Raw genomic sequence first — 21,946 nt, 5'->3', positions numbered from 1 at the left:
CAATTCTAATTCAATACCAAGCGAGAAAGGGAGGGACGAGTTCAGTAACTGAAACGCCCTCATAGCTCATTGTCTAGGCTTAATCTTCAAGTTAGTTTTTAATAAAACGGTTGTAGACGAAAAGAAGGATGAAAGCACCGAGGGTAGCGGTAATAATACTGCCGATATTAATACCATTAGCACCGCCAAAACCGAGCAATCCACCAATAAATCCGCCGACAAATGCACCAGCAATACCTAGCCCCATCGTGGCTAACCAACCCCCGCCATCGTTGCCAGGCATTAACCATTTGGCGAGTGCTCCGGCAATTAGACCTAAAATAATCCATGAAATGATGCCCATATCTCGCTCCTTACTTAAATAAAAGCGCTGTAAATTGAAGTTATCATCGCTAAGCATAGTTCAAATAAAACGCAACTAATTCGAATAAAGGGCATAAAAATACATATCCCTAAATGATTTTTGACGAAGGAGGCCAGTTTGGCGAGTAATCTTTCCGTCATTGGGGTTATCCTCGAATAAAACTAATCTATTATTGATATAGCTATCTAGCTTTATGACAATGGCATGAATAGATAGCGAATACCTCGGCACATGCCGAGGGGAGTTAAGCCCATCAAGGAGTCGGGAATGAAGGTGTCACGGTTGGTAAAGTTTCAATCAGTCTTATTGTTATTCATCATTGGATTAAACGGTGTTTTCTTATCATATGCCCACGCGCAAGCAGAAAATGAACCTGTACCGCTAACCAAAGAACAGCGGGAATTTGATCGTGTTAATCGAGAGATTCAAGAGCTCGCAGAGTCGTTAAAGCTCTCTACAGGGGATCAAAAAGATGCGATCCAATTTAGGTTGTTTAATAAAAACAATGAACTAAGGGATATTATCGCCACAGGTATTGATAATGATGCATTACCAAAGCCGATTTTAAGTGCGCAAGTCGCGTTGCAGCAAGAGTATACGGATGGGGCAAAAACGTATCTTGAGGAAAAAATCAAAAAGATCACAGAGAAGTTTAATGCAGCAAAAGATGAGCAAAAACTGTCTATCCTCAATACGTACCGCGAGTTATTAGAATATTTAGACTCTTCCTATGAGAGTAGTTGGCAGAACTTGACCTGGTTACAAAAACTCGGTGAACCCAATTCTGAATTAGAACAAGAATTATCGTTGTTTATCACCAAACGGATGAGGTTAGTTTCTGCGTCAATTGAATATTTTGATCAACAAGTGAAAACAGTCGCGACTCAAATAGCAGCTGCACCAGAATCAGAAAAAGCAGCACTCCAGATGACACAGTTAATCACAACGCAAAGGTTATCGATTGAAACCGATAGTCTGCAGAAGTTGATTGTGCTGGGTGATGAAATGGATTTGGAAACCTCGGAATATAAGCGTCAAATATTCCAAGTCACTGGTAGCATCACCCAAGATATCTTAAATGTAAAAGTCCTGCTCTCATTGGCAAATGAGTGGTGGAGTGCGGGGTTAACTTGGTTAGCAGAGAATGCCCCTCAACAGCTGTTCCAAGTATTCATCTTTATCTTGATATTGATGGCAACACGCATGATTGTCAAGCTTGTACGTAAGGTGGTGAGTAAGGCAGTAGTAACGAAGAATTTTAAGCTTTCTCATCTGATGCAAAACTTCTTTGTTTCTATGTCTGGTAATATCGTTTGGATTATCGGTATTATGGTCGGTTTGTCGCAGATTGGCCTTAATCTAGCCCCAGTGTTGACAGGTTTTGGTATCGCAGGTGTCATCATTGGTTTTGCATTACAAGATACACTTTCCAACTTTGCTGCTGGGATGATGTTACTTATTTATCGCCCGTTTGACGTTGGGGACTTTGTTTTTGCTGGTGGCGTAGATGGCAAGGTCAGTCACATGAGCTTAGTTAATACCACTATTCGTACCTTTGATAATCAAATTATTATCGTACCGAATGGCAAGATTTGGGGTGATGTGATTAAAAATGTGACCCATGAGCGGATTCGTCGTGTTGATATGATATTCGGGATTGGCTATAGCGATGATTTGTTAAAAGCGGAAGCGGTACTGACGGACATCGTTACTACTCATCCTTCAGTGCTTAGTACCCCAGAGGCTATGATCAAAGTGCACACGCTCAATACCTCTTCAGTTGACTTTATTGTTCGACCTTGGGTGAAGACGGACGACTATTGGAATGTATATTGGGATGTTACGAAAGAAGTGAAACTGCGCTTTGATAGAGAAGGTATCTCTATCCCATTCCCGCAGCAAGACGTTCATTTACACATGATTGATAAGAAAGAAGCCTAACGAAACGTCGCTGACTAAGTAACGGCATAAATGGCGTTTTTAGGTAACTCGAACACAAAGCATGCCTCGTTTCTCGGGTCATGCTTTTTTATTGAACCTTGGCTGGTTTATAAGATGTTTTGTTACTAGTTGTAAATTTGTGCAATTTTCTCTTTTTACGTAAGAATTATAATATCCTAGTGCGATACATTGTGGGGGCTCGCAAATTGCATATATCCGTTGTTCTAAAATGGGTGTGTTTATTGATTTATGTAATTAAAACAACACCCTGTTTCGAAGGAGAAACGATATGGAAAAAATTATTAATACCTTGGGCTTATGTATTTTGGCTAGTAAGTATGTGGCAGTATTATTGGTGGCGGGAATAACGGTGAGTACTGGTGCGCTAGCTGCTGATTTGCTTTGCATTGGGTTAGAAAATAGCGAATAAGACTAAATCAAAAAAATATTTGGCAATTTTACCTTTTATGTTTCTTTTTTTGCTTAGTATTTTCGGGAGCGAATATGGGCACTATCGCTCCCGTTGTTTACTCATTCGCTACTGCTGCGTGTGATTATGCTTTGTAGCGATGATTGTCGATAGAATGTCATTATTCTTGTTCATATCTTCAAAGGCATTTCATTCTGTTTGAGTGAGCCTACTTCCTATGCTTTGCAGCTTTACTTGCGGGCTCGGCAGTAGAATTCTATCGCTTGGAATGCCAACATACATCATTCGCTTTGATCCTATCCCCAATTCATAATAAGCTTGTGCCATCACAAGCGTTTTTGCCAGTTCGTGGCTATTAAATAGTAGGTTAGATTGCTTTTTAACCGTTATCGTAACCTCCAACTTCGACCAACGCTTTTCTCCATAAAATATAATCAGGACGCTTGTTTATGAGCCACCAACAAAACAACCCATTGCATGGCCTTACACTAGAAAAAATCCTTACTCGTTTGGTTGAGCATTACGGTTGGGACGAACTGTATTACCACATCAATGTGAATTGCTTTAGCAATGACCCGTCGATTAAGTCTTCACTTAAGTTTCTAAGAAAGACCCAGTGGGCTCGCGACAAAGTTGAAGCACTCTATGTGTCTACGTTTAGCTAAGCGAGCGTCTAGAACGCCGACCATGCTTACAAATGTTTATGCAAACTCCTGTGCGGGAAATAACGTGGTGGTGAGAAGGTTCACATGTCAATATTTTTACAGACTAGAGCGGCACTATGCTGAAAATTTCTAATAGCGTTGAATTAGCTGAGTGGGAAATAGAGCTTACGGCAATAAGATCTATGGGGGCCGGTGGACAGAAAGTAAATAAGACGAGCTCAGCGATACACCTACGCTTTGATATTAAACGTTCAACGCTGCCTGATTTTTATAAGGAAAGGCTGTTAGCGCTATCTGACACGAGAATCACGAAAGAAGGCGTTGTTATCATTAAGGCGCAAGCTTATCGAACTCAAGAGCAGAATAGGGAAGATGCTTTAGAGCGTCTTAAACAGCTTATCGTGTCTGCCGCAGTCGTCCAAAAAGCGAGAAGGGCAACAAGACCTACTCGAAACTCACAAACGCGTAGAATGGATGCGAAGAAACGTAAAGGAAATACTAAGGCGCTCAGAGGCCGAGTGTCAGATTAAGAGGTGATATACAACAGTCTCGTCATCATGCTATCAAAATAAGGCTTAGCGTTGGCTTTGCCTTATTTTGAATCACTGCTGTACAGTTGAAGTGAGATTACTCTTAAAATTTCCAGCCGATGGTCATACGCGCCTGTACTGGCTCTTCGATACCCTGATCCCACTCGCCGTATTCACGTGCCATAGAAGAACTCGTTTTCAACACATTGAGGTCTGTATAAAAATTATTGTTGTACGTGATACGGGTACCTAAACCATATACTATCCCATGTCCTTGATAGATACCGTTTCTCGTTTCCGTACGGTCTGGATAGTGGCGCTCTAAGTTTGAAGAACCATTGGTGGCAAATCCTCCTAGCTCACCATATGGCTTGATATCAAAGTTGCCAAGTTCAAAGGTATAGCCGACATCGGTAGTAATCATAAGCGTTTTAAATTCTTGTATATTTTTACCCGTGTATTCCCCGTTTTTTTGCGCGACATTGTTGTGCCATTCACCTGACTGTAGCGCCAATTTTAAGCCAATGATGTCGTTAAATTCGTAGCCAGCTTCTAACACATATGAGGTCTTGGCGTCACTATCTTTAAGTAGCTCGTCGCTATTATCGAGCGACATACTTGAAGTGAACTCGCCAATACCGCCACCTAACCGCCAACCAGAGGTATCATTTGCGAATACCGATCCGGAGGTAAGTCCAAGAGTGACTGCAATAATGGTTAATTTCTTCATAGTCGTTGCCTTAAGTTAATATTATGAGTTTTGAGTCACATCCTTGCGCTTTGGTATGGATAGGCTAGCAATTTAAGTGAAATAACTACAAATGATACCAATGGATTTCAGATATAACCCTAGTGCATATCATGGTGGCTGATTGTATCGGCGTCACTCATGTCGTAGTCCGCTATGTCAATATTTGTTGAGTAGTAAGATGTCACTCTGTTGTGTGATAAAACGAAGATCGAGGGAGGGGGGGAGCTTGAAAAAATATTATAGTTTTGGTGACATACGTAGTAGTGATATCATCGCTGCAACATTAATTGAGGTAATTCAACGTATAAGGATATACACGTGGAAATAATTAAGGACGATTTACAAGGGCCTGAAATTCAAGGTCTATTACAAGAGCATCTTGATGACATGTACGCCACTTCTCCAGCGGATAGCGTTCATGCATTGGATTTAACCGGATTACAAAACCCAGATATTACCTTTTGGTCTGCTTGGGTTGAAGGTGAGCTTGCTGGCTGTGTTGCTCTTAAAGTGTTAGATGGGAAGCATGGTGAAATTAAGTCAATGCGTACTGCGACTTCCGCACGGGGCAAAGGTATCGCGAAGCAACTCGTTGTTCATTTATGTCAAGCAGCTAAGCAAGAAGGTCTTAATCGACTCAGTCTCGAAACAGGAACGGAAGCATTTTTCATCCAGCACGAACGTTATATCAAGGCTTCGGCTTTGTAGAGTGTCCACCCTTTGCAGATTATACGCTTGATCCCAACAGTGTTTTTATGACAAAACAGCTATAGAAGGTTTATTGATCACAGATCGCGACACAATAAGTTAAATAGGGTGAAAGGATATGGATGCTATTCGATTTCGTTATGTAGAGTGCCCTTACTGCGGTGAGCAATTTGAAACCTCCATTGATTGCTCAAACGGAGAGCAGCAGTATATTGAAGATTGCTATGTCTGTTGTCGACCTATTGTGTTTTCGATTATGTTTGTTGACGATGATCTGGTTGTTTCTACGCGTCATGAAAACGACGCTTAATTGCTACTTACGACGACAGCGTTATGCTGTTCTTCGAGGATTCCTTGTGATGCGAAGTTTCTTCGTTAAGCAATGCGGATAAGCGTGTTTAAAGGATTAAAATGCTCCCTATCAATCTTGATGTATTTGTCACTGGCTTTTCGTTAAGTATTTCGCTAATTCTTGCCATTGGTGCACAAAATGCCTTTGTTCTAAAGCAAGGGCTTAAGAAGCATCATGTCTTTTTCGTATGCTTGGTGTGCGCGGTATCGGACGCTTTGCTAATTTCTGCCGGGGTAGGCGGTTTTGGTGTGCTTATTCAAGCGTACCCATCGGTGGAGGTTATCGCTCGGTATGCCGGTGCTCTATTTTTGTTTGTTTATAGCTTTCAGAGTTTTCGCTCTGCGTTTACCGTTCAGCATAAACTTGATCCCGAAGGCGAGTCTAAAGGCTCGTTATTGAAAACGATAGGGATTTGTTTGGCGTTAACTTGGCTAAATCCACATGTCTATTTGGACACCGTGGTACTGCTCGGCTCAATATCAACCCAATACGCACCGCAGCAGTGGTCGTTTGGCATTGGAGCGGTTTCGGCATCATTTATATTCTTTTTTTCACTAGGCTACGGAGCTCGCTTGCTCATACCACTCTTTAGTAAGCCAATGTCTTGGAAAGTTCTGGAAGGGCTAGTTGGTACGCTTATGTTCTTTATAGCGCTGACATTAGTTATTGGTTAGGCGCTCAACAAGTCATTACCCGTTTCGTTGTTTCACTTTGAGCTGGGTCGATATCGATTCGACTATAGCCTACGTATAACGATTTAGACGTAGGCTATAGCGGTAGGAAAAACTACGAAGACTGGATGGCTGAAATAAGTCTTTCCGCTTCGTCTAAGTGCTGTCCTCCAAACAAATTGCAGTGATTGAGTACATGGTAAAGGTTATAAATGTGTTTTCGGTATTCGTACATCGGTTCAATAGCGAGGATGCTTTCATAGCCTTGGTAAAACTCTGGACGAAATCCACCAAATAGCTCAGTCATTGCTAAATCACACTCTCTGTCCCCCCAGTAGCTTGCGGGATCATAGCAAAGCGGACCAAATGCGGAATTCGCGACGTTGCCATTCCATAAATCACCATGTAATAGCGATGGTTTTGGGTTGTGCCCCGAGAGTTGGTCATTAACTAAATCTACAAACTCACTGATTGGGGTAAAGGTAATTTGCTTCTCTTTTAGCAATTGTAGTTGCCATCCGATGCGTTGTTCGGAGAAGAAGCGCGACCATTTTTTATGCCACTGGTTTGGCTGCAAGGTTTCACCTAGGTAATTATCTTGATCAAAACCGAACTCGGCTTGTTCACCCCATTTGTGTAGCTTTGCCAGTTGCACACCGAAGCGATGGCTGCTCTCCGCGACATCCAAGGGTTTAACCGGAATGTAGTTGAGGACCAAAAACGCACACTCCTTTGTTTTGCCAATGAGCACGACCTCTGGCAGCTGGACCGTATTGGTTTCACGCAGTGCGTGGAGGTTTTCTGCTTCTATTTCAAACTTAGGCAGAAAGTCTTTGTGATTAGTTTTAATAAAGTAGCGCTGTTCACCATCGCTGATCATGTAGCATTGATTGATGTCGCCACCATCCATTTTTACACGTTCTCTTATGTTGAATTTGAACATCAGCGTGTCTGATAGTTGGTCTGAAATCGCTTGCCACATACGCTACTCCCATTAATCAATACTATTAGTATTCTAGAACAACCTCGCGAGGTATACAGTGATAATCGGCACAGCTTGGAGATTGAGCGGTTTTGGTGATTAAAACATGCGAGTTTTATTTGATTACTGAGAGAGGAACAAGGTGATAGCGGGTTGAAAGGGCATGATGAGTCGAAATTACGGCTATCTCTTAGTTTGGGTTAATGATGTAACAGGTGGCGGTTACCTCTAAATACAACAAGGAGCAAAGACACATAGTGTCATTGCTCCTTTATTCTTTCGAGTGCGCGTGTACTTAGTTACTTAAGTATTAACTAATAGCGAGCATCTTCTTTTGGTGTGCAAGGTACTCGTTGTAGGTGCCTTGGAACTGTACTAATTGCTTGTCTTTAACATCGATGATTGATGTCGCAAGAGAAGAGACAAACTCACGGTCATGACTGACAAAAATCAATGTACCTTCGTATTTCTTCAGGGCATTGTTTAATGCTTCAATGGCTTCCATATCCATGTGGTTGGTCGGCTCATCCATGACTAATACGTTGATGTCTTGCATCATTAGCTTACCAAATAATAGGCGGTTCTTTTCACCACCTGAACAGTTCTTAGCCTTTTTATTAGCATCATCTGCAGTGAACAATAAACGACCTAAAATGCCACGGACCATTAAGTCATCGTGTTTAACGGTGCGCCATTGAGAGATCCAGTCGAAAATGCTCAGGTCGTTGTCGAAATCGGCTGTGCTGTCTTGCGGGCAATAGCCAATTGATGCGTTCTCAGACCACTTTACTACACCATGGTTTTGTTCTAGTTCGTTTACAAGGCAACGTAACAGTGTGGTTTTACCCACACCATTTTCGCCAATAACGGCTAAACGAGTGCCAGCTTCTAAGAGTAAGTTGCCTTTTTCAAATAGCACCTCTCCGTCAAAGCCATGTCCAAGATCTTGCAATTCTAGTGCTTGGCGATGAAGTTTTTTACCTTCACCAAAATCAATCGACGGGCTAATACGGCTTGTTGACTTTACTTCATCAAGCTTGATTTTATCCATTTTTTTAGCGCGAGAACTGGCTTGTTTTGCCTTGGAAGCATTGGCACCAAATCGGTTGACGAAATCTTGTAGTTCGCTAATTTCCGCTGCTTTTTTTGCGTTGCTTGCCAGTAGTTGATCACGAATGAGCCCTGATGCTTCAAGGAAGTATTCGTAGTTACCTGGGTAGATGCGAAGCTCACCGTAATCAATGTCAGCCATATGAGTACAAACTGAGTTGAGAAAGTGACGATCGTGCGAAATGATGATCATCGTACACTTACGTTGATTAAGCTCTTCCGCCAGCCAGTTGATGGTGTGAATGTCCAAGTTGTTGGTCGGTTCGTCGAGCAACAGGATATCTGGGTTAGCGAATAGCGCTTGGGCAAGGAGGACACGTAACTTCCAGCCCGGTGCAACTTGCTGCATCAGACCGAAATGAAATTCTTCTTCGATACCGGCTTGGATCAAAATATCTCCCGCTCGGCTTTCTGCGGTGTAGCCATCCATTTCAGCGAACTCACTTTCGAGTTCGGCCACTTTCATGCCGTCCTCTTCACTCATTTCTGGCAATGAGTAAATACGGTCACGTTCTTGCTTGATTTCCCATAGTTTGCGGTCACCCATAATCACGACATCAATCACGTTGTATTGTTCAAACGCAAATTGGTCTTGGCTTAAAACACCCAGCTTTAACCCTGGAGTAATGGATACGTTGCCAGAACTTGGAGTCAGCGCGCCGCTAAGAATCTTCATAAATGTCGATTTGCCACATCCATTGGCACCGATCAAGCCGTAACGGTTACCGTTACCGAACTTAGCTGAAATGTTTTCAAATAACGGCTCAGCGCCGAATTGCATGGTGATGTTAGCGGTAGATATCAAAGAAGTATTCCTAGGTATGAGAATGACGATTGGCGTCAATAACAGCGCTAATCGACAGAATTGAAAGTACAGATTGTTACGCGGCGGATTATACAGACTTATTCAACAAATAACAGACATGAGAGGTAAGTCACAGAAGGGTTTGTAGTCAACTCGCCTCGAGATGCTCGGAACCTTGCATCTTGAGGCCATCTACAGGAATGAATGATCGTTCCTTTATCTGTGGAAGGGCGATTACTCAAGATAGAGCATTAGGGCTCTTTTCTAGAATCCTTTGCAGTCTAGGTCGACTGATCTTTAGTAATTCACAGGCTTTTCCTTTGTGCCCAGATACACTTTTTAGAATATGTTGAACGTGCTGGTATTCCATCTCTTCTAAACTTGTCGTTTGAGGTTGTTGGATGACCTCTGCAACGGATGATCGGCTTGGTTTTAAGTCATCAAAGAGATCGACAGTAAGAATGTCACCGGGGCAAAGGGCAACCGCTTTGGTGAGGGTGTTTTCAAGCTCTCGAACATTGCCCGGCCATTGGTACTGGCATAATAGTGTCATTGCGTCGATCGCTACCTTTGCGACTTTAGTACCAAGTTCTTTATTGCTGCGAGCGAGCAGCGCCGGGATCAATTCTTCGAGATCTTCGGGTCGCTCCCTTAATGGAGGGATGTGAATGCACACCACCTGCAAGCGATAGAAAAGGTCTTCACGAAATGCTTTATCTTTGATCGCCTGCTCAAAATTAAGGTTAGTGGCAGAAATAATTCGCGCGCTGCTTTTTATTGTTTGTTTTGACCCGATGGGAGTGAACTCTTTTTCTTGCAATACGCGAAGTAGTTTGGCTTGTATCTGTAGTGATAGCTCACCAATTTCGTCAAGAAAGAGCGTTCCTTTACTGGCAAGCTCAAACTTGCCGGGTTGGTCGGAAACTGCGCCAGTAAAGGCGCCTTTTTTGTGACCGAACATCTCAGACTCTAGTAAATTCTCGACCAGTGCGGCGCAATTGAGTGCCACGAAGGGGGAGCCTTCCGGTCGACCTGCGTTATGAATGGCTCGCGCGACCATTTCTTTACCGGTCCCTGATTCTCCCGTGATCATAATTGAGGCGTTGGTAAGTGCCACTTTACCGATGGTCTTATAGATCTCTTTCATTGCGTGGGAAGAACCAACCATCGAGTGGCCAAACGTATCAGGAATCGCCACTGCTTCTTGGTAGTTGGATGCATGGTAGCTAATGGCGGTGTTAACCGCTTGGTCGAGCTCATCGATATCGATAGGTTTGTGAATGTACTCGTCGGCTCCTTGTTGCATGGCTTGTATGGTGCTGTCCATGTCATGAAATGCCGTGATCATAATCACTCGTGCGCTAGGACAAACGGCTTTAAATTCAGGTAAGCCCTCGATTCCGGATTTTCCTTCCATACGAATATCAAGAATGATGACATTGGGTTGCAGGGATTGGGCGATGGCAACACCGCTGTCGACACAATGTGCGACTTCGACGGTGTGTGATTGGGTTTGATAATGCAGTTGCAGAGTACGACTTATCCCTGAATCATCATCAACAATTAATAGTTTACCCATTGACGGCTTCCTTTACTGGGGTGACGGCCTGCGGCGCTGTTGGTATGCGGATCCGAGTTTGTGTACCCATGGGTGATATTGGTGACAGGGTGATTTGCCCCTGATGTGAGTCGATAATGCGTTTGACAATCGCAAGTCCGAGCCCTGTACCTTTCGCTTTGGTGGTAAAAAATGGCTCAAACACTTTTTCAGTTAAACATGGATCAATGGATTGTCCGTTATTTTCGATATCGATGAGCAGTTGAGTGCCCGAATCTGTGATCATGATGTTGGTACTGAGTTTCACTGTTGGTTTTTTATCTATGGTCGATTGCGATGCCTGCATCGCGTTCAGTAAGATATTTTGAATGGCTTGTCTTAGCTTGATGGGATCAGCATAGATGGTGGGTAGGTGCGGTTGAAAGGCGATCAGTAATTCGACGTTGGACTGCATTGCCAGCTTTTGTTGGCTTGCTAGGGTGGTTTCTAGCAGCTTATTTATATCGATCCACTCTGGTTTGAATTGATCCGGTTTTGAATAGGCGAGCAGCTCCTCCAAAATAGCTTCCATAAAGCGCACTTGTTCGAGGGATATGTCGAACATCTCGTTTTTCTCGTTACGAGCATGGATTTGCAATACCATTTTTATCGAACTTAAGGGATTACGTAAATCATGAGCAATCATGTTAACGACTTTACCGACCGCGGCGAGCTTTTCATGTTGAATACGATCTCTCGTTTGACGTGCCACTTCTTTTTCTAGACGCTTTTCTTCGCTAATATCTTGTTTTACTGCTACATAATAAAGGGGACGCCCCTCAATATTTTTGACGGGGGAAATGCGGGCTCGTTCCCAATATAGCTCACCATTTTTCTTTTTATTATGAAACTCACCGCGCCATTCTTTTCCGGCTCTCAGCATCTGCTTAATGGATTTATACTCGGAGGCTGGCGTTTCTCCAGATTGTAAAATTTTCGGGCTTAGACCAATAACTTCTTCTCGCGAATACCCTGATAATTCACAAAAGACTGGATTTACATAAATAATTTTATTGTTCAGATCGGTAATTATCACCGAATTTTGGCTGCTCTCTACGGCATGACTAAGTTGTTGAAGTTGGTCTTGCGCCATTTTTTGCTCTGTTACATCCTCTCCAATAAGAGTTAGACATATCGCGCTGTCATCAGATTTAGTAAATGTGGATGTCCAGGAAACTAAATGAATTTCGCCAGAGTGACTTAGGACTACGCTTTCACTATGAGGTTGATGTGTTTGCTGTCGAAGCGCTTGTTCCAGTGCTTCTTGAGCTTGTGCTTGAAGCTCTACCGGAATAAAACGTTCTACCCAGTTAAAGCCCACAACATCTTGTTTTTGGTAACCAACCATGCTTAAAAAAAAGTCATTACAAAAAGTGATGTTGCCTTGTGGGTTGATAGTGACCGCCGCGAGTTGGATATTTTCCAATGTATGACGGAACTGTTGCTCGTAGGCTTGCTGTTGTCGTAAATAGCGACCTTGCACTCGATAGCGACAAAAACCGGTACTAGCGATGGTCGCAATTAGGAAAGCAATAAAGTAAACGATGGTGTACTGATTGCTAAAGGCGGCGCGCGAGAGGTTGAATCGGTCGACGGGGAAAACAGAAATGATGGTCCAATCACCATTGTTTGGTGCACTAATTTGACTGAACGTGTAGTAGTTGTTTTCAAATAGGGTTTGTCCCTCTTTTTGCTGTTGCAGTTGAGAGAGCACTTCATGGCTTATATCCCGGTTTGAGTTAATAACAAAGTCCGCTTTTCCCTTGTCGATTGGGTGGATAACCGCTGCACCTTGTGGGTTATAGAGGTAGACATGGTTGGTAAAACTGGGCGCGACAGTAAATAGTTTATTGATTAGCTGGCGTCCTTTGTAGTTTAAAATAATGACGCCGAGTCGTCGGCCATCTTTGCTAAAAACGGGTGTACCAACACGGATGGTAGGTTTTATTGGTTGTTGAATTTCTCCTCCCTCGATATTGAGATCCATCGGCGAGATAAAGACTTGTTCTGGTTGTAAATTGTTAGAGAATTGCCAATAGTAACGGTGTGCCTTATTTTGCAACTTTGCTTGAGGCACGATACTAATGTGGCCATCATAATTGTTTATTCTTAGTTGCTCATGCCCTAAGTTGTCGATATAGCGGATTTGGTCGTAGTTAGGGTTGTTGGCGCTGGATTGACGATAAAACTGCGCTAACGCTTTTTTCGGATTTATTTGATTGGCAATGAGTTCACTGGTGATGTATGAGAGATTTTTAGCATCAGCCGTCATCCTAACAAGCGTTTCCCCCAATACTTCTTCAATAAGGTTCACGATGACTCGTTCATTGTGCAGTGCGTATTGCTTGTCGTTTTCGATACTCAGTAGATAATGAAAACTCATCAACACACTCAGCGCAATGTAGGCAGGAATCGCCCAAAGTAACCATTCAGACAAAAACATGCGCTTTGTGGGTGAAGCAAGCTCATTATTCATGAAGAAACCAGATAGTGTTTGTATGGAGAATGGTAATAAAAAACGAGAGGCGCATCTGTGGCGACTCTCGAATTTTCGCTGTTTGCTCTGCCTTTTAGATAACACGGTATTTCAGTATTTGGTGTTGCCAATGTTACGTTTGCTATCCGTGTTGATTCAAAGCGCGAGCGTAATGCTCTATATATTGCTTGGGAAAATTACCCCATTAACTCTCCTAAAAGCTTAATCGCATTAGGTTGTCGATGATGGGTCAACTGCATCAATTGAGCATTAATCAGCGCCATTATATCGTCTCCAAATCGTTTAAATTCCAGATTGGCAATGCTATGACATTCCTCATCATTCAACGCGAGTTCTAGCAATGGCGATAAGGATTCTTTGTTGGAGAGCTCGGGTTTTAGCACCATGAAGCTAAGTTTTAACGCTTGCTTTCGTACCCCTCCGGATGAGTCAGATAACGCATTATTAATGGCAGTCTCTACGTCAACACGCTGAACCTGTTTTATTCTTGCGAGATGTGGCTCTAGAGATGTCAAACAGGTGAGTCGGACGTGCTCGTTGTCGTCGTTTAAGCCAATGAGTAACACTGGTAGAGCGTGACTAGTTGGCATTGTAGTTAAGAACTGAGCGGCGGCTTGTTTAAGGAGGGCGTCACCGTGATAAAGCGCATTCCCTGCCGCACCAATACCATTATCAATTTGCTTTTCTTTAGGGTAGAGCTTTTTAAGGCGAGCGAGTGAGTAAAAAATCTCTCGCATCTCGTGACTCTCTGAACCGAGAATGGAATCAATTAACCACTGCGCCGCCATAGGGTGAGATGACTGCCCTAGAGCCTTTAGTAATAATATTCGGTTCGCTAGTTTGGGTAAGCGAGCGATTTTTTTTCGGTTAAGTTCTAGCTGGTCGGCACTATCAAAATTGGCTTTAACGATGTCGGCGTATTGCTCGAATGTGTCGTCCATGCCTTCAACCATGTCAATAATGTTTTTTTGTTGGTCGTCATTTTGTTGCGCTGGGGTGACTAATGTTGACTCAACATTGGCTTGTTGGATCATTCCTAGCGTGGAAGTGGGAGAGTTCGTATTGACCATAGGTTGGCTGAGCTTTTGCTCATGTTGCTCAAGAAGCGTGACCAAACCCGGATCAGTTTCCGTGATTTCGTTGATCTCGATGGCGTCGGGGTAAGCCTGAGTACCAAACAGTATGGTTTTGATTAGGTGTTCACTATTTGGGTGAGTGGAATGACTCAGAGTATCAAAGCTCGCCTGTCGGACACTGCTATCATAGTAAGGCGTTGCTAGTTGTTCATTTTCTTTGCTGATGAATTTTTCAAGTAAAGGCAGTGAGAGATGTTCATGGCCGGCAAATAATGTGAGCTGGCGAATGAGTTGGATTTGGGTATGGACTGCGGTAGTACGCTCTTCAATTCGGAGGATAAGAAGATCAAGAAGTTGCTGCTGTTGGGATGAGTTGAAATTCAAATTATTCCAATGAGATAACAATGCGACCAACGCTTCGGCGTTGGCGTGGCGCGCGGTAATAATTAGAGTATCAAGATCGGCTATTGTGAGTGGTTGCGATACGCATAGTGCCAGTAATTGGGAGTAAGCATTGGCAGGCGCGTCTTTGAGATAGCCCACCAATCGAGAGCGATCGAGCTGTTCAAGTTCATGGAAGGTTTTTAGTGCTACGATTGCTTGTTGCTGAACAAGTGATGACTCGTCCTTTAAACATTTTACGATGTCCCAGAAGTATTCATTTGCTTGTTTTTCTGCAAGCGCATTGATGGCATTTTTACGAATGGTGGCATCGTCATCACGTAAATGTTTATACAAATGCGCTTTAGCGATTTGGCTATTGCTATGGCTTAAAGACTTCACCAATTTGCGCTTTTGCATTAGTGCAGCATGGGGGAGTTGGTCGATGATCCACTCGGGGTTAAACCTCGCAATACCGTTGTAGATTAGTGCCTCTAATTCCGGCTCTGGATCTTGTTGAAGCAATTGTTGTAGTAATTGTTGCAGGAATGGCAGACTGTTTTCATGGGTCTGTTCGACCAAAATGGAAACGGCCTTTATTTGAATATCCCACCAATCGTCCCAGTCACTGGCTAGGCCCCATTGATCGTTGTGCTGTCGACCTAGCGCCATATCTTCTAAGAGTTGTTTTACCCGAGTGTCGGTTGAATGAGGGGCAAGCGCATCTAGGCTAGCGAGCCGAGCGTCTCCATCGGGGTGGTGCATGGCAATATCTATTAGTGACGTGACATCGCCCAGTTTCATCGCCGACAGCGCAGAGACGCAATCTATAACGACATCTGGATCGTTTGCGTATAAGCATTGATTGAGTATTGACTCCGCCGCAGCGACCTTTCCTTGCGCTACTGCTCGGGCGCTGTAACACTTCTGGGCATCATCACCCGTTGTCAGTAACTCTATCAATACTGCTTGAGACTGCTGTAACGCTGTAGACTCGGCAGGTATTTCATCCGTTTTAATGTGCTCAACATCTTGCATCAGTGCATCCCTATTCTAAAGTTAGCCGCGATCGTAGTGATAGTAGATAAGCAGGTTTCGTGCCGACGATGAATGATTAGATAAATATTAAATAATCAATGGGTTAGGCTATGAACATCAATCTTTTGACTCAGTGCTATTGAGTAATTAAACGATTCGTTCAGATGCCGTAATGATAAATTCAACAAAACGTTCAATTTTTACCAATGAGATCAAGGTCACCAATAGGCTAACTTGTTGTTTTTAAATATATAATTGCAAATGAGAAAGTTGGTCCAATTTATGCTCTAGCTAGGGAGGCGAAATAAATAAATGTTGTATAACGCTTTGAAAAGCCTTTGCAACGATAGCTTGGAAGCTAAGGAGCATAATAATGAAAAAATTGCTGATCCTTGCTGCTACAGTCAGCGTCTCTTTTTCGGCGTGGTCTCAAACGGAAGCTGAACCATTTGGTCCGTTGCCCACAATAAAAATAGACGCAGCTAAAGCAGAATTGGGAAAACGCCTGTTTTTTGATACTCGTTTGTCGGGTAATACGGCGCTATCGTGCGCGTCGTGTCATCAACCAGATAATGGTTACTCATTTCCAGAGGCTTTGGGGCCTGCGTATACGGGCAGTAAAGGTTTTAGAAATGTCCCCACATTGATCAATACCACTCATAAAAAGGTTTGGTTTCACGACGGACGCATCGGCACCAACCTAAATGATGTCACTCGCGAAAACATCACCGAAGATTGGCTAATGAATATGGATATGCGTTTGATGCAAGAGCGAATCAAACAAGATCCGACCTACGTCAAGATGTTTAAAGAGGCTGGATACGGAGAACCTTCAAACGGCAGCGTTCGTAAAGCAATTCCTGAGTACCTAAAAACCTTGACCTCTACCCCTAATGCGTTTGACAACAACGAGCTCTCTCCAGAAGCGGAGGAAGGCTTTGCACTATTTAAAGGTAAAGCTGGCTGTTCATCATGTCACAACGGACCGTTGTTTACCGATCAAAACCCATACAACACAGGAGTGCCGGAAAACTTTGATATTTTTCGTGACCCTATGCGTCATCAAACGTTTATCGCGTTCAACATGTTTATGGGTAACGAAAATTACATGAACTTAAAACGCGATGTTGGGGCACATGTACAAACTCACAAGGCCGATGGAACCGACATGGGGAAATTCATCACGCCGACTCTGCGTGAGCTGAAATACACCGCTCCCTATATGCACAATGGCATGCTTGAAACATTGGTCGACGTTGTTGCGTTTTATAACCACGGTGGAGGTGAAGACAGCAATAAAGATCCCCGAATTAAGCCATTGAACCTGACGTGGAAAGAGCAAAAGGCATTAGTTGCATTTTTAGAGTCGTTATCGGGTGAGCCTTTAACTTCAGAACAACATGTTTGGGCTCAGCCAGATTTTAACTATGAGTTAATTTCTGATTGGCGCAATGCCAAAAATTAAGGAGGACGAGATGAAAATGAATCCTATCAGCTTGTCTGCAATGACAGCAATGCTAATGGCGCTCACGGCACTGCCTGCATGTGCAAAACAGGAAGAAAAAAGCACGAAATTAAATGCTGACGAAATCGCGGCCGCGCTACCTGCAGTAGAGCTTGACGGTAAATCGTACCGATCATTAGCGCCACTAGGAGAAGTGCCGACCCCCGCAGATAACCCAACAACAGCAGAAAAAGTCGCACTGGGTAAACAACTATTTTTTGATGGGCGGCTTGGAGGGGATACCTCGACACCTTGCTCAGCTTGTCACAATCCTGCTCTGGGTTGGGACTTCCCTGCGGATCTGTCTCTAGGCTATCCCGGCACCGTTCACTGGCGTAATAGTCAAACCATCATTAACTCAGCGTATTACCAAAAACTGTTTTGGGCGGGATCATCTAAATCATTAGAAGGCCAAGCTAAAAGCGCTGCGAAAGGAGGGGTAGCAGGTAATGGTGAAGACGACATTATGGAAGCGCGGTTAGCTCTGGTTCCAGAATACGTTGAACAATTCAATGCCATTTTTGGCGATAACTATCCAAAAGTTAGCAATGCATGGAAAGCGATTGCCGCATTTGAACGCACTTTAGTACAAAAAGATACGCCGCTTGATCAGTATTTATTAGGTGATAAATCGGCACTTTCTAAGCAACAACTGTCAGGTAAGTCTTTGTTTGAAGGCAAAGCGAAATGCATCGCCTGTCACAATAGCGCATTGGCATCGGATCAGAAATATTACAACGTTGGGGTACCGACAAATCTGCGTTGGGAAAATGACCCAATGGCGCAGATCACCTTCCGCTATGAACTGTACGCTAAGGGCTCGAACGAGAAAATGTATCGTTCAACCAAGGCCGATCCCGGCGTTTACTTCCGTGGCAAGCGTAAGGAGATGAAAGGAAAATTCCGAACACCAAGCCTTCGCTATACGTTATATACCGCGCCATATATGCATAACGGAACAATAGCAACGTTAGCCGATGTGATTGATTTTTATGACCGCGGTGGCATAGCAAACGATGGTAGAACAACGGATTTCCCAGAGACCAAGAGTTCCCTTATTCAACCTTTAGGACTATCGACTCAAGAAAAACAAAATTTGCTGGCGTTTTTACAGGCCTTCTCGGGAGAGAAAATTACCATGGATTACCCAACGTTGCCTGAATACCAACGTCTATTCAGCGAAGAAGAGCTGGCGGAGGTGAAAAAATGAGTGTTAATGCAGACAAATTGAGCAAAAAAGAGAGCGCAGAGGCACACGGTAAATGCATGATGTCACGCCGTAACTTTTTGATGTACAGCGGTGCGACAGCAGGTACCGCAGCAGTCATGCCGTTGACATTGTTTCCAGGTACCGCACAAGCGCAAAGTACTCAAGCTCGCGTCGTAGGTTATCCAAGAAAGTTGCTTGGTAAGCTTAGCGAACTTAAGACCAATGAACCGTTGTACTTTAACTACCCAGATGACGGGCCAAACTCACAAGGGTTGTTGGTGAAAATGGGTGTGCCAGCGGGTGGCGGTTTAGGACCTAAACAAGATGTCGTCGGTTTTTCACTTATGTGTACCCACCAAGGAGGCCCGCTGAACGGACAATATAAGGTTGTGGGTGAGCACCGTGTGTTGGGGCAATGCCCGTTCCATTTATCGACTTTTGATATGCGCCGTCACGGTATTATCGTTTCGGGTCAGGCGTATGAAAGCTTACCTCAGGTACTACTAGAGCTGGAAGGTGATGAGATATTTGCCGTAGGTATTATGGGGCTGCTATTTGGTCGAACTGACAACATTATTGCGATGCAGGAGGCCTAGCAATGACCACGAACTTTTATATTCCTGAGGATCACGCGCCGCTTCCACCAACGAATGCAGAGGTGATCACAACAGCGTGCGACTATTGCATTGTGGCTTGCGGCTATAAGGTATATCGCTGGCCACTCGAACAGCAAAATGGTGGATTGAAAGCCGATGAAAATGCGTTCGGAGTTAACTTTCCAAGTGCACCCTTACAGGCGTGGGTTGCACCAGCTCAACATAATGTTGTCATGCATAATGGTAAACCACACAATATTGTGATTGTTCCAGACAAAGACACCAAAGCGGTTAACAAAACGGGTGACTCGTCAATGCGTGGCGGTTTGTTGGCGCAAAAGCTGTATAACCCTGCGACAGGTACACGCGACCGCTTAACGCAGCCTTTAGTGCGAATTGGTGGGAGTTTGCAGCCAGTGCCGTGGGAGTTTGCGCTTGATATTGCCGCCGAAGTTGGGCGTCATGTCATTGATACCCATGGTACTAATGCGTATGGGGTAAAAACGTATTCTTATCAATATATAGAAAATACCTACGCTATTACTAAATACGCGCTTCGTCATGTCAATACCGCTAACTTCTCATTCCATGATACCCCATCAGATGTCACCTCCACGCCGGGCTTTCGTGATGCCGGCTTTGATAATTTTGGGCCAAGCTATGATGACTGGGGAGCCGCTGACACGTTAATGATTTGTGGCACAGACCCCTACGAAACGAAAACGATCATCTTCACGCAATTTATCATGCCTGCAGTACAACGTGGCATGAAAACGGTCATGCTAAACCCCCGTGAAACCGCGGGCATTGCTTGGCTTAAGAAGCAAGGGGGTCTGCACATTGATTTGAACCCTGGCTCCGACAACCTTGTTATTGGCGCGATTCTTCGTGTGATCCTTGAAAATGGTTGGGAGGACAGCGAGTGGATTCAAAACTGGGTGAACAATAAATGGGAAAGTAGCTCAGGTTTTGGGCAGGGGACACGTAACACGCCTTGGCAGTGGCGAACCACTTGGGGCAAATTTCAAACGGATGGATTTGAAGGCTATAAGAAATGGAACCTAGAGCAGAAGGAGTTTGATCCTGAATATGCGGCTGGGATGGCAGGTGTTGATGTTAAGAAGATTTATCAAGCGGCTGAAATGTTGGCCAAACCGATTGATGGCGTTCGCCCTAAAACTTCTATAGGTATTGAGAAAGGATTTTATTGGTCAAACAATACCGGTAATACCAATGCCATTTCAACGCTGGCGACGGTAGTTGGTGCCGGAGGCCGTGAAGGACGAGTAGTGGGTCGCTTCGGGGGGCATCAGCGCGGTGGACAATCAGGAGGTAAGTTACCTCGTAACAAATCACCAGAGAAGGTGCCTGGACGTCGTCGCCGCTCGATTGATACCGACCGTTATTTGTATTCTGGACATACTCGATTTGCTCATGTGATAGGTACAACTTGGATCCAAGCTATGTGTGGTAGCCAAGGGCTTCAAAAGAAATTTTGGGAATTGGTGACTGCCAATCCGCATCAAGTGTATAGCTATGATAAGCAAGAGATTATCGATACATTGAAAAAACGAGCGGACTCTGGCGGCATGGTAGTGATAAACCAAGACATCTACCTGAGAGACCCGATTGGCGCTAAATTTGCCGATATTGTTTTCCCTGCCGCGACATGGGGCGAGGTAGACTTTATGCGAGCCAATGGAGAGCGTCGGTTACGCTTGTACCAAAAATTTGCCGATGCACCGGGACAAGCACAACCTGATTGGTGGATTGTTTCGCAACTGGCAACTCGTATGGGGTACGACGGCTTTGACTGGAATGAGTCAAATGATGTTGCAGAAGAAGCATCACGCTTTAGCCGAGGAAGTCGCAAAGATTTTCATATGATCAAAGTAGCCGCGCATGAGGAAGGTAAAACACTGCATGAAAAACTGCGGGAGTATGGAACAGAAGGGATTCAAGGCCCCGTGTTCTATAACTATGACACCAAGCAACTGGTGGGGACGAAACGTCTGCATGACACCGAAATGTCGATGGAAGAATTGGCAGAAAAAGGACTAACAGATGGCCCTCAAGGGGCAAACGTACTCAAGAAGCAACTCACGGCATTTAATAGCCAAACTGGTAAGGTCAATATACAAAAACACCCTTGGGGTCTATTTAGTGACTTCTATGAGTGGTTACAGCCGAAAGATGACGAACTTTGGTTCTCGAATGGGCGCATCAACGAGATTTGGCAGTCGGGTTTTGATGACGTAGAGCGTAGAGCGTACGTGATTCAACGGTGGCCGGAGAATTGGGTGGAGATCCACCCAGATGATGCGAAAAAACGGGGTATTGAGTCTGGTGACCAAGTGATGATGTATTCCGATCGCGTAGCTAATTTTAAAGACACGATTTTGGGGGTTCATAGTGATGACTTTCAGTTCAGTTCGTTGCTGAAAAATGGTCACATTAAATTAGATAAAGCCGCGGTAACGGCAGTGGCGATAGTGACACCTGCGGTGAAGAAGGGCGCGCTATATGCCAACATGATTGATATGAGGCAGCCATCTAACTCCCTAACAACAAGAGTTGTCGACCAAATTAGTGGTAATTACAACTTTAAAATGGGGGTTGCCAATATTAAAAAATTAGGTGAATCGAAGTATAAAAATGAATTCCGCGCTTTCTCTTTTGCACCAAGGAATATCGTTTAAATGAGGGCGCATCGAGGGTGTAGGGCTCTCGGTGCGTTT

General features: G+C 44.1%; 17 protein-coding genes and 1 pseudogene. 11 read left to right on the top strand and 7 right to left on the bottom strand.

Annotated features, from left to right (window positions below):
* Positions 1 to 91 precede the first annotated feature (91 nt).
* Entirely contained in the window at positions 92 to 343 is a 252-nt protein-coding gene (locus tag L4D05_RS04785) for a GlsB/YeaQ/YmgE family stress response membrane protein (RefSeq protein WP_265672964.1), read from the bottom strand.
* 288 nt (positions 344 to 631) lie between these two features.
* Here L4D05_RS04785 and L4D05_RS04780 point away from each other — a divergent pair, with 288 nt between their 5' ends.
* The 4 genes from L4D05_RS04780 (at position 632) to arfB (ending at position 3,930) form a co-directional block, all read left to right on the top strand.
* Positions 632 to 2,305, top strand: a complete 1,674-nt coding sequence (locus L4D05_RS04780; RefSeq protein ID WP_428793193.1) for a mechanosensitive ion channel family protein — start codon at positions 632 to 634, stop codon at positions 2,303 to 2,305.
* A gap of 289 nt (positions 2,306 to 2,594) precedes the next feature.
* Positions 2,595 to 2,735, top strand: a complete 141-nt coding sequence (locus tag L4D05_RS04775; RefSeq protein ID WP_428750819.1) for a hypothetical protein — start codon at positions 2,595 to 2,597, stop codon at positions 2,733 to 2,735.
* Between the two features lie 449 nt (positions 2,736 to 3,184).
* Positions 3,185 to 3,400, top strand: coding sequence for a VF530 family protein (locus L4D05_RS04770; protein WP_265672961.1), 216 nt, complete (start codon positions 3,185 to 3,187; stop codon positions 3,398 to 3,400).
* Positions 3,401 to 3,516: 116 nt separating this feature from the next.
* On the top strand, positions 3,517 to 3,930 hold the full coding sequence (arfB, locus tag L4D05_RS04765; RefSeq protein ID WP_250617309.1) for an alternative ribosome rescue aminoacyl-tRNA hydrolase ArfB: 414 nt from the start codon (positions 3,517 to 3,519) through the stop codon (positions 3,928 to 3,930).
* Positions 3,931 to 4,033: 103 nt separating this feature from the next.
* Here arfB and L4D05_RS04760 read toward each other — a convergent pair whose 3' ends face one another.
* Complete coding sequence (locus L4D05_RS04760; RefSeq protein WP_428793192.1) at positions 4,034 to 4,660, bottom strand: outer membrane beta-barrel protein; 627 nt, start codon at positions 4,658 to 4,660, stop codon at positions 4,034 to 4,036.
* Between the two features lie 339 nt (positions 4,661 to 4,999).
* Here L4D05_RS04760 and L4D05_RS04755 point away from each other — a divergent pair.
* The 3 genes and pseudogenes from L4D05_RS04755 (at position 5,000) to L4D05_RS04745 (ending at position 6,415) form a co-directional block, all read left to right on the top strand.
* A pseudogene (locus L4D05_RS04755) lies at positions 5,000 to 5,454 on the top strand (GNAT family N-acetyltransferase).
* Positions 5,455 to 5,507: 53 nt separating this feature from the next.
* Positions 5,508 to 5,699: a CPXCG motif-containing cysteine-rich protein gene (locus L4D05_RS04750; RefSeq protein ID WP_428750816.1), complete on the top strand. Its 192-nt coding sequence runs from the start codon at positions 5,508 to 5,510 to the stop codon at positions 5,697 to 5,699.
* A gap of 101 nt (positions 5,700 to 5,800) precedes the next feature.
* Positions 5,801 to 6,415, top strand: coding sequence for a LysE/ArgO family amino acid transporter (locus L4D05_RS04745; protein WP_428793191.1), 615 nt, complete (start codon positions 5,801 to 5,803; stop codon positions 6,413 to 6,415).
* Between the two features lie 112 nt (positions 6,416 to 6,527).
* Here L4D05_RS04745 and L4D05_RS04740 read toward each other — a convergent pair whose 3' ends face one another.
* From L4D05_RS04740 to L4D05_RS04720, 5 genes are all read right to left on the bottom strand, one after another.
* Positions 6,528 to 7,394 carry a fructosamine kinase family protein gene (locus L4D05_RS04740; RefSeq protein WP_428750814.1) on the bottom strand — a complete coding sequence of 289 codons (867 nt, stop codon included), beginning with the start codon at positions 7,392 to 7,394 and terminating at the stop codon, positions 6,528 to 6,530.
* 310 nt (positions 7,395 to 7,704) lie between these two features.
* A complete protein-coding gene (locus L4D05_RS04735; RefSeq protein WP_428750813.1) occupies positions 7,705 to 9,309 on the bottom strand; it encodes an ABC-F family ATPase in 1,605 nt (534 codons plus the stop codon).
* Positions 9,310 to 9,547: 238 nt separating this feature from the next.
* Positions 9,548 to 10,888, bottom strand: a complete 1,341-nt coding sequence (locus L4D05_RS04730; protein ID WP_428793190.1) for a sigma-54-dependent transcriptional regulator — start codon at positions 10,886 to 10,888, stop codon at positions 9,548 to 9,550.
* Positions 10,881 to 13,382 (bottom strand): PAS domain S-box protein, encoded by a 2,502-nt coding sequence (locus L4D05_RS04725; protein ID WP_428793189.1) that lies wholly within the window; start codon positions 13,380 to 13,382, stop codon positions 10,881 to 10,883. The genes L4D05_RS04730 and L4D05_RS04725 overlap by 8 nt, the downstream gene beginning before the upstream one ends.
* Positions 13,383 to 13,579: 197 nt before the next feature.
* Positions 13,580 to 15,898: a HEAT repeat domain-containing protein gene (locus L4D05_RS04720; RefSeq protein WP_428793188.1), complete on the bottom strand. Its 2,319-nt coding sequence runs from the start codon at positions 15,896 to 15,898 to the stop codon at positions 13,580 to 13,582.
* A gap of 373 nt (positions 15,899 to 16,271) precedes the next feature.
* Between L4D05_RS04720 and L4D05_RS04715 the strand changes: the two genes are divergently transcribed.
* From L4D05_RS04715 to L4D05_RS04700, 4 genes are read left to right on the top strand one after another with little or no spacing between them, the layout of a single operon-like run.
* The gene (locus L4D05_RS04715) at positions 16,272 to 17,363 is read left to right on the top strand and encodes a cytochrome-c peroxidase (protein ID WP_428750809.1); all 1,092 of its coding nucleotides are present in this window, start codon (positions 16,272 to 16,274) and stop codon (positions 17,361 to 17,363) included.
* A 10-nt stretch (positions 17,364 to 17,373) separates the two neighbouring features.
* Positions 17,374 to 18,612 (top strand): cytochrome-c peroxidase, encoded by a 1,239-nt coding sequence (locus L4D05_RS04710; RefSeq protein WP_428793187.1) that lies wholly within the window; start codon positions 17,374 to 17,376, stop codon positions 18,610 to 18,612.
* The gene (locus L4D05_RS04705) at positions 18,609 to 19,208 is read left to right on the top strand and encodes an arsenate reductase (azurin) small subunit (protein ID WP_428750807.1); all 600 of its coding nucleotides are present in this window, start codon (positions 18,609 to 18,611) and stop codon (positions 19,206 to 19,208) included. The genes L4D05_RS04710 and L4D05_RS04705 overlap by 4 nt, the downstream gene beginning before the upstream one ends.
* Positions 19,209 to 19,210: 2 nt before the next feature.
* A complete protein-coding gene (locus L4D05_RS04700; protein ID WP_428750806.1) occupies positions 19,211 to 21,907 on the top strand; it encodes an arsenate reductase (azurin) large subunit in 2,697 nt (898 codons plus the stop codon).
* The last annotated feature ends 39 nt before the right edge of the window (positions 21,908 to 21,946 follow it).

Origin of the sequence: Vibrio nomapromontoriensis, assembly GCF_050337205.1 — a bacterium.
Classification (GTDB): domain Bacteria; phylum Pseudomonadota; class Gammaproteobacteria; order Enterobacterales; family Vibrionaceae; genus Vibrio; species Vibrio nomapromontoriensis.
Note: the sequence above shows the minus strand (reverse complement) of the source record. Positions and strands in the feature narration are given on the sequence as shown.

Coding starts and splice junctions, on each gene's coding strand:
- L4D05_RS04785 (WP_265672964.1), bottom strand. CDS start 343: ATGGGCATCATTTCATGGATTATTTTAGGTCTAATTGCCGGAGCACTC.
- L4D05_RS04780 (WP_428793193.1), top strand. CDS start 632: ATGAAGGTGTCACGGTTGGTAAAGTTTCAATCAGTCTTATTGTTATTC.
- L4D05_RS04775 (WP_428750819.1), top strand. CDS start 2,595: ATGGAAAAAATTATTAATACCTTGGGCTTATGTATTTTGGCTAGTAAG.
- L4D05_RS04770 (WP_265672961.1), top strand. CDS start 3,185: ATGAGCCACCAACAAAACAACCCATTGCATGGCCTTACACTAGAAAAA.
- arfB (WP_250617309.1), top strand. CDS start 3,517: ATGCTGAAAATTTCTAATAGCGTTGAATTAGCTGAGTGGGAAATAGAG.
- L4D05_RS04760 (WP_428793192.1), bottom strand. CDS start 4,660: ATGAAGAAATTAACCATTATTGCAGTCACTCTTGGACTTACCTCCGGA.
- L4D05_RS04750 (WP_428750816.1), top strand. CDS start 5,508: ATGGATGCTATTCGATTTCGTTATGTAGAGTGCCCTTACTGCGGTGAG.
- L4D05_RS04745 (WP_428793191.1), top strand. CDS start 5,801: ATGCTCCCTATCAATCTTGATGTATTTGTCACTGGCTTTTCGTTAAGT.
- L4D05_RS04740 (WP_428750814.1), bottom strand. CDS start 7,394: ATGTGGCAAGCGATTTCAGACCAACTATCAGACACGCTGATGTTCAAA.
- L4D05_RS04730 (WP_428793190.1), bottom strand. CDS start 10,888: ATGGGTAAACTATTAATTGTTGATGATGATTCAGGGATAAGTCGTACT.
- L4D05_RS04725 (WP_428793189.1), bottom strand. CDS start 13,382: ATGAATAATGAGCTTGCTTCACCCACAAAGCGCATGTTTTTGTCTGAA.
- L4D05_RS04720 (WP_428793188.1), bottom strand. CDS start 15,898: ATGCAAGATGTTGAGCACATTAAAACGGATGAAATACCTGCCGAGTCT.
- L4D05_RS04715 (WP_428750809.1), top strand. CDS start 16,272: ATGAAAAAATTGCTGATCCTTGCTGCTACAGTCAGCGTCTCTTTTTCG.
- L4D05_RS04710 (WP_428793187.1), top strand. CDS start 17,374: ATGAAAATGAATCCTATCAGCTTGTCTGCAATGACAGCAATGCTAATG.
- L4D05_RS04705 (WP_428750807.1), top strand. CDS start 18,609: ATGAGTGTTAATGCAGACAAATTGAGCAAAAAAGAGAGCGCAGAGGCA.
- L4D05_RS04700 (WP_428750806.1), top strand. CDS start 19,211: ATGACCACGAACTTTTATATTCCTGAGGATCACGCGCCGCTTCCACCA.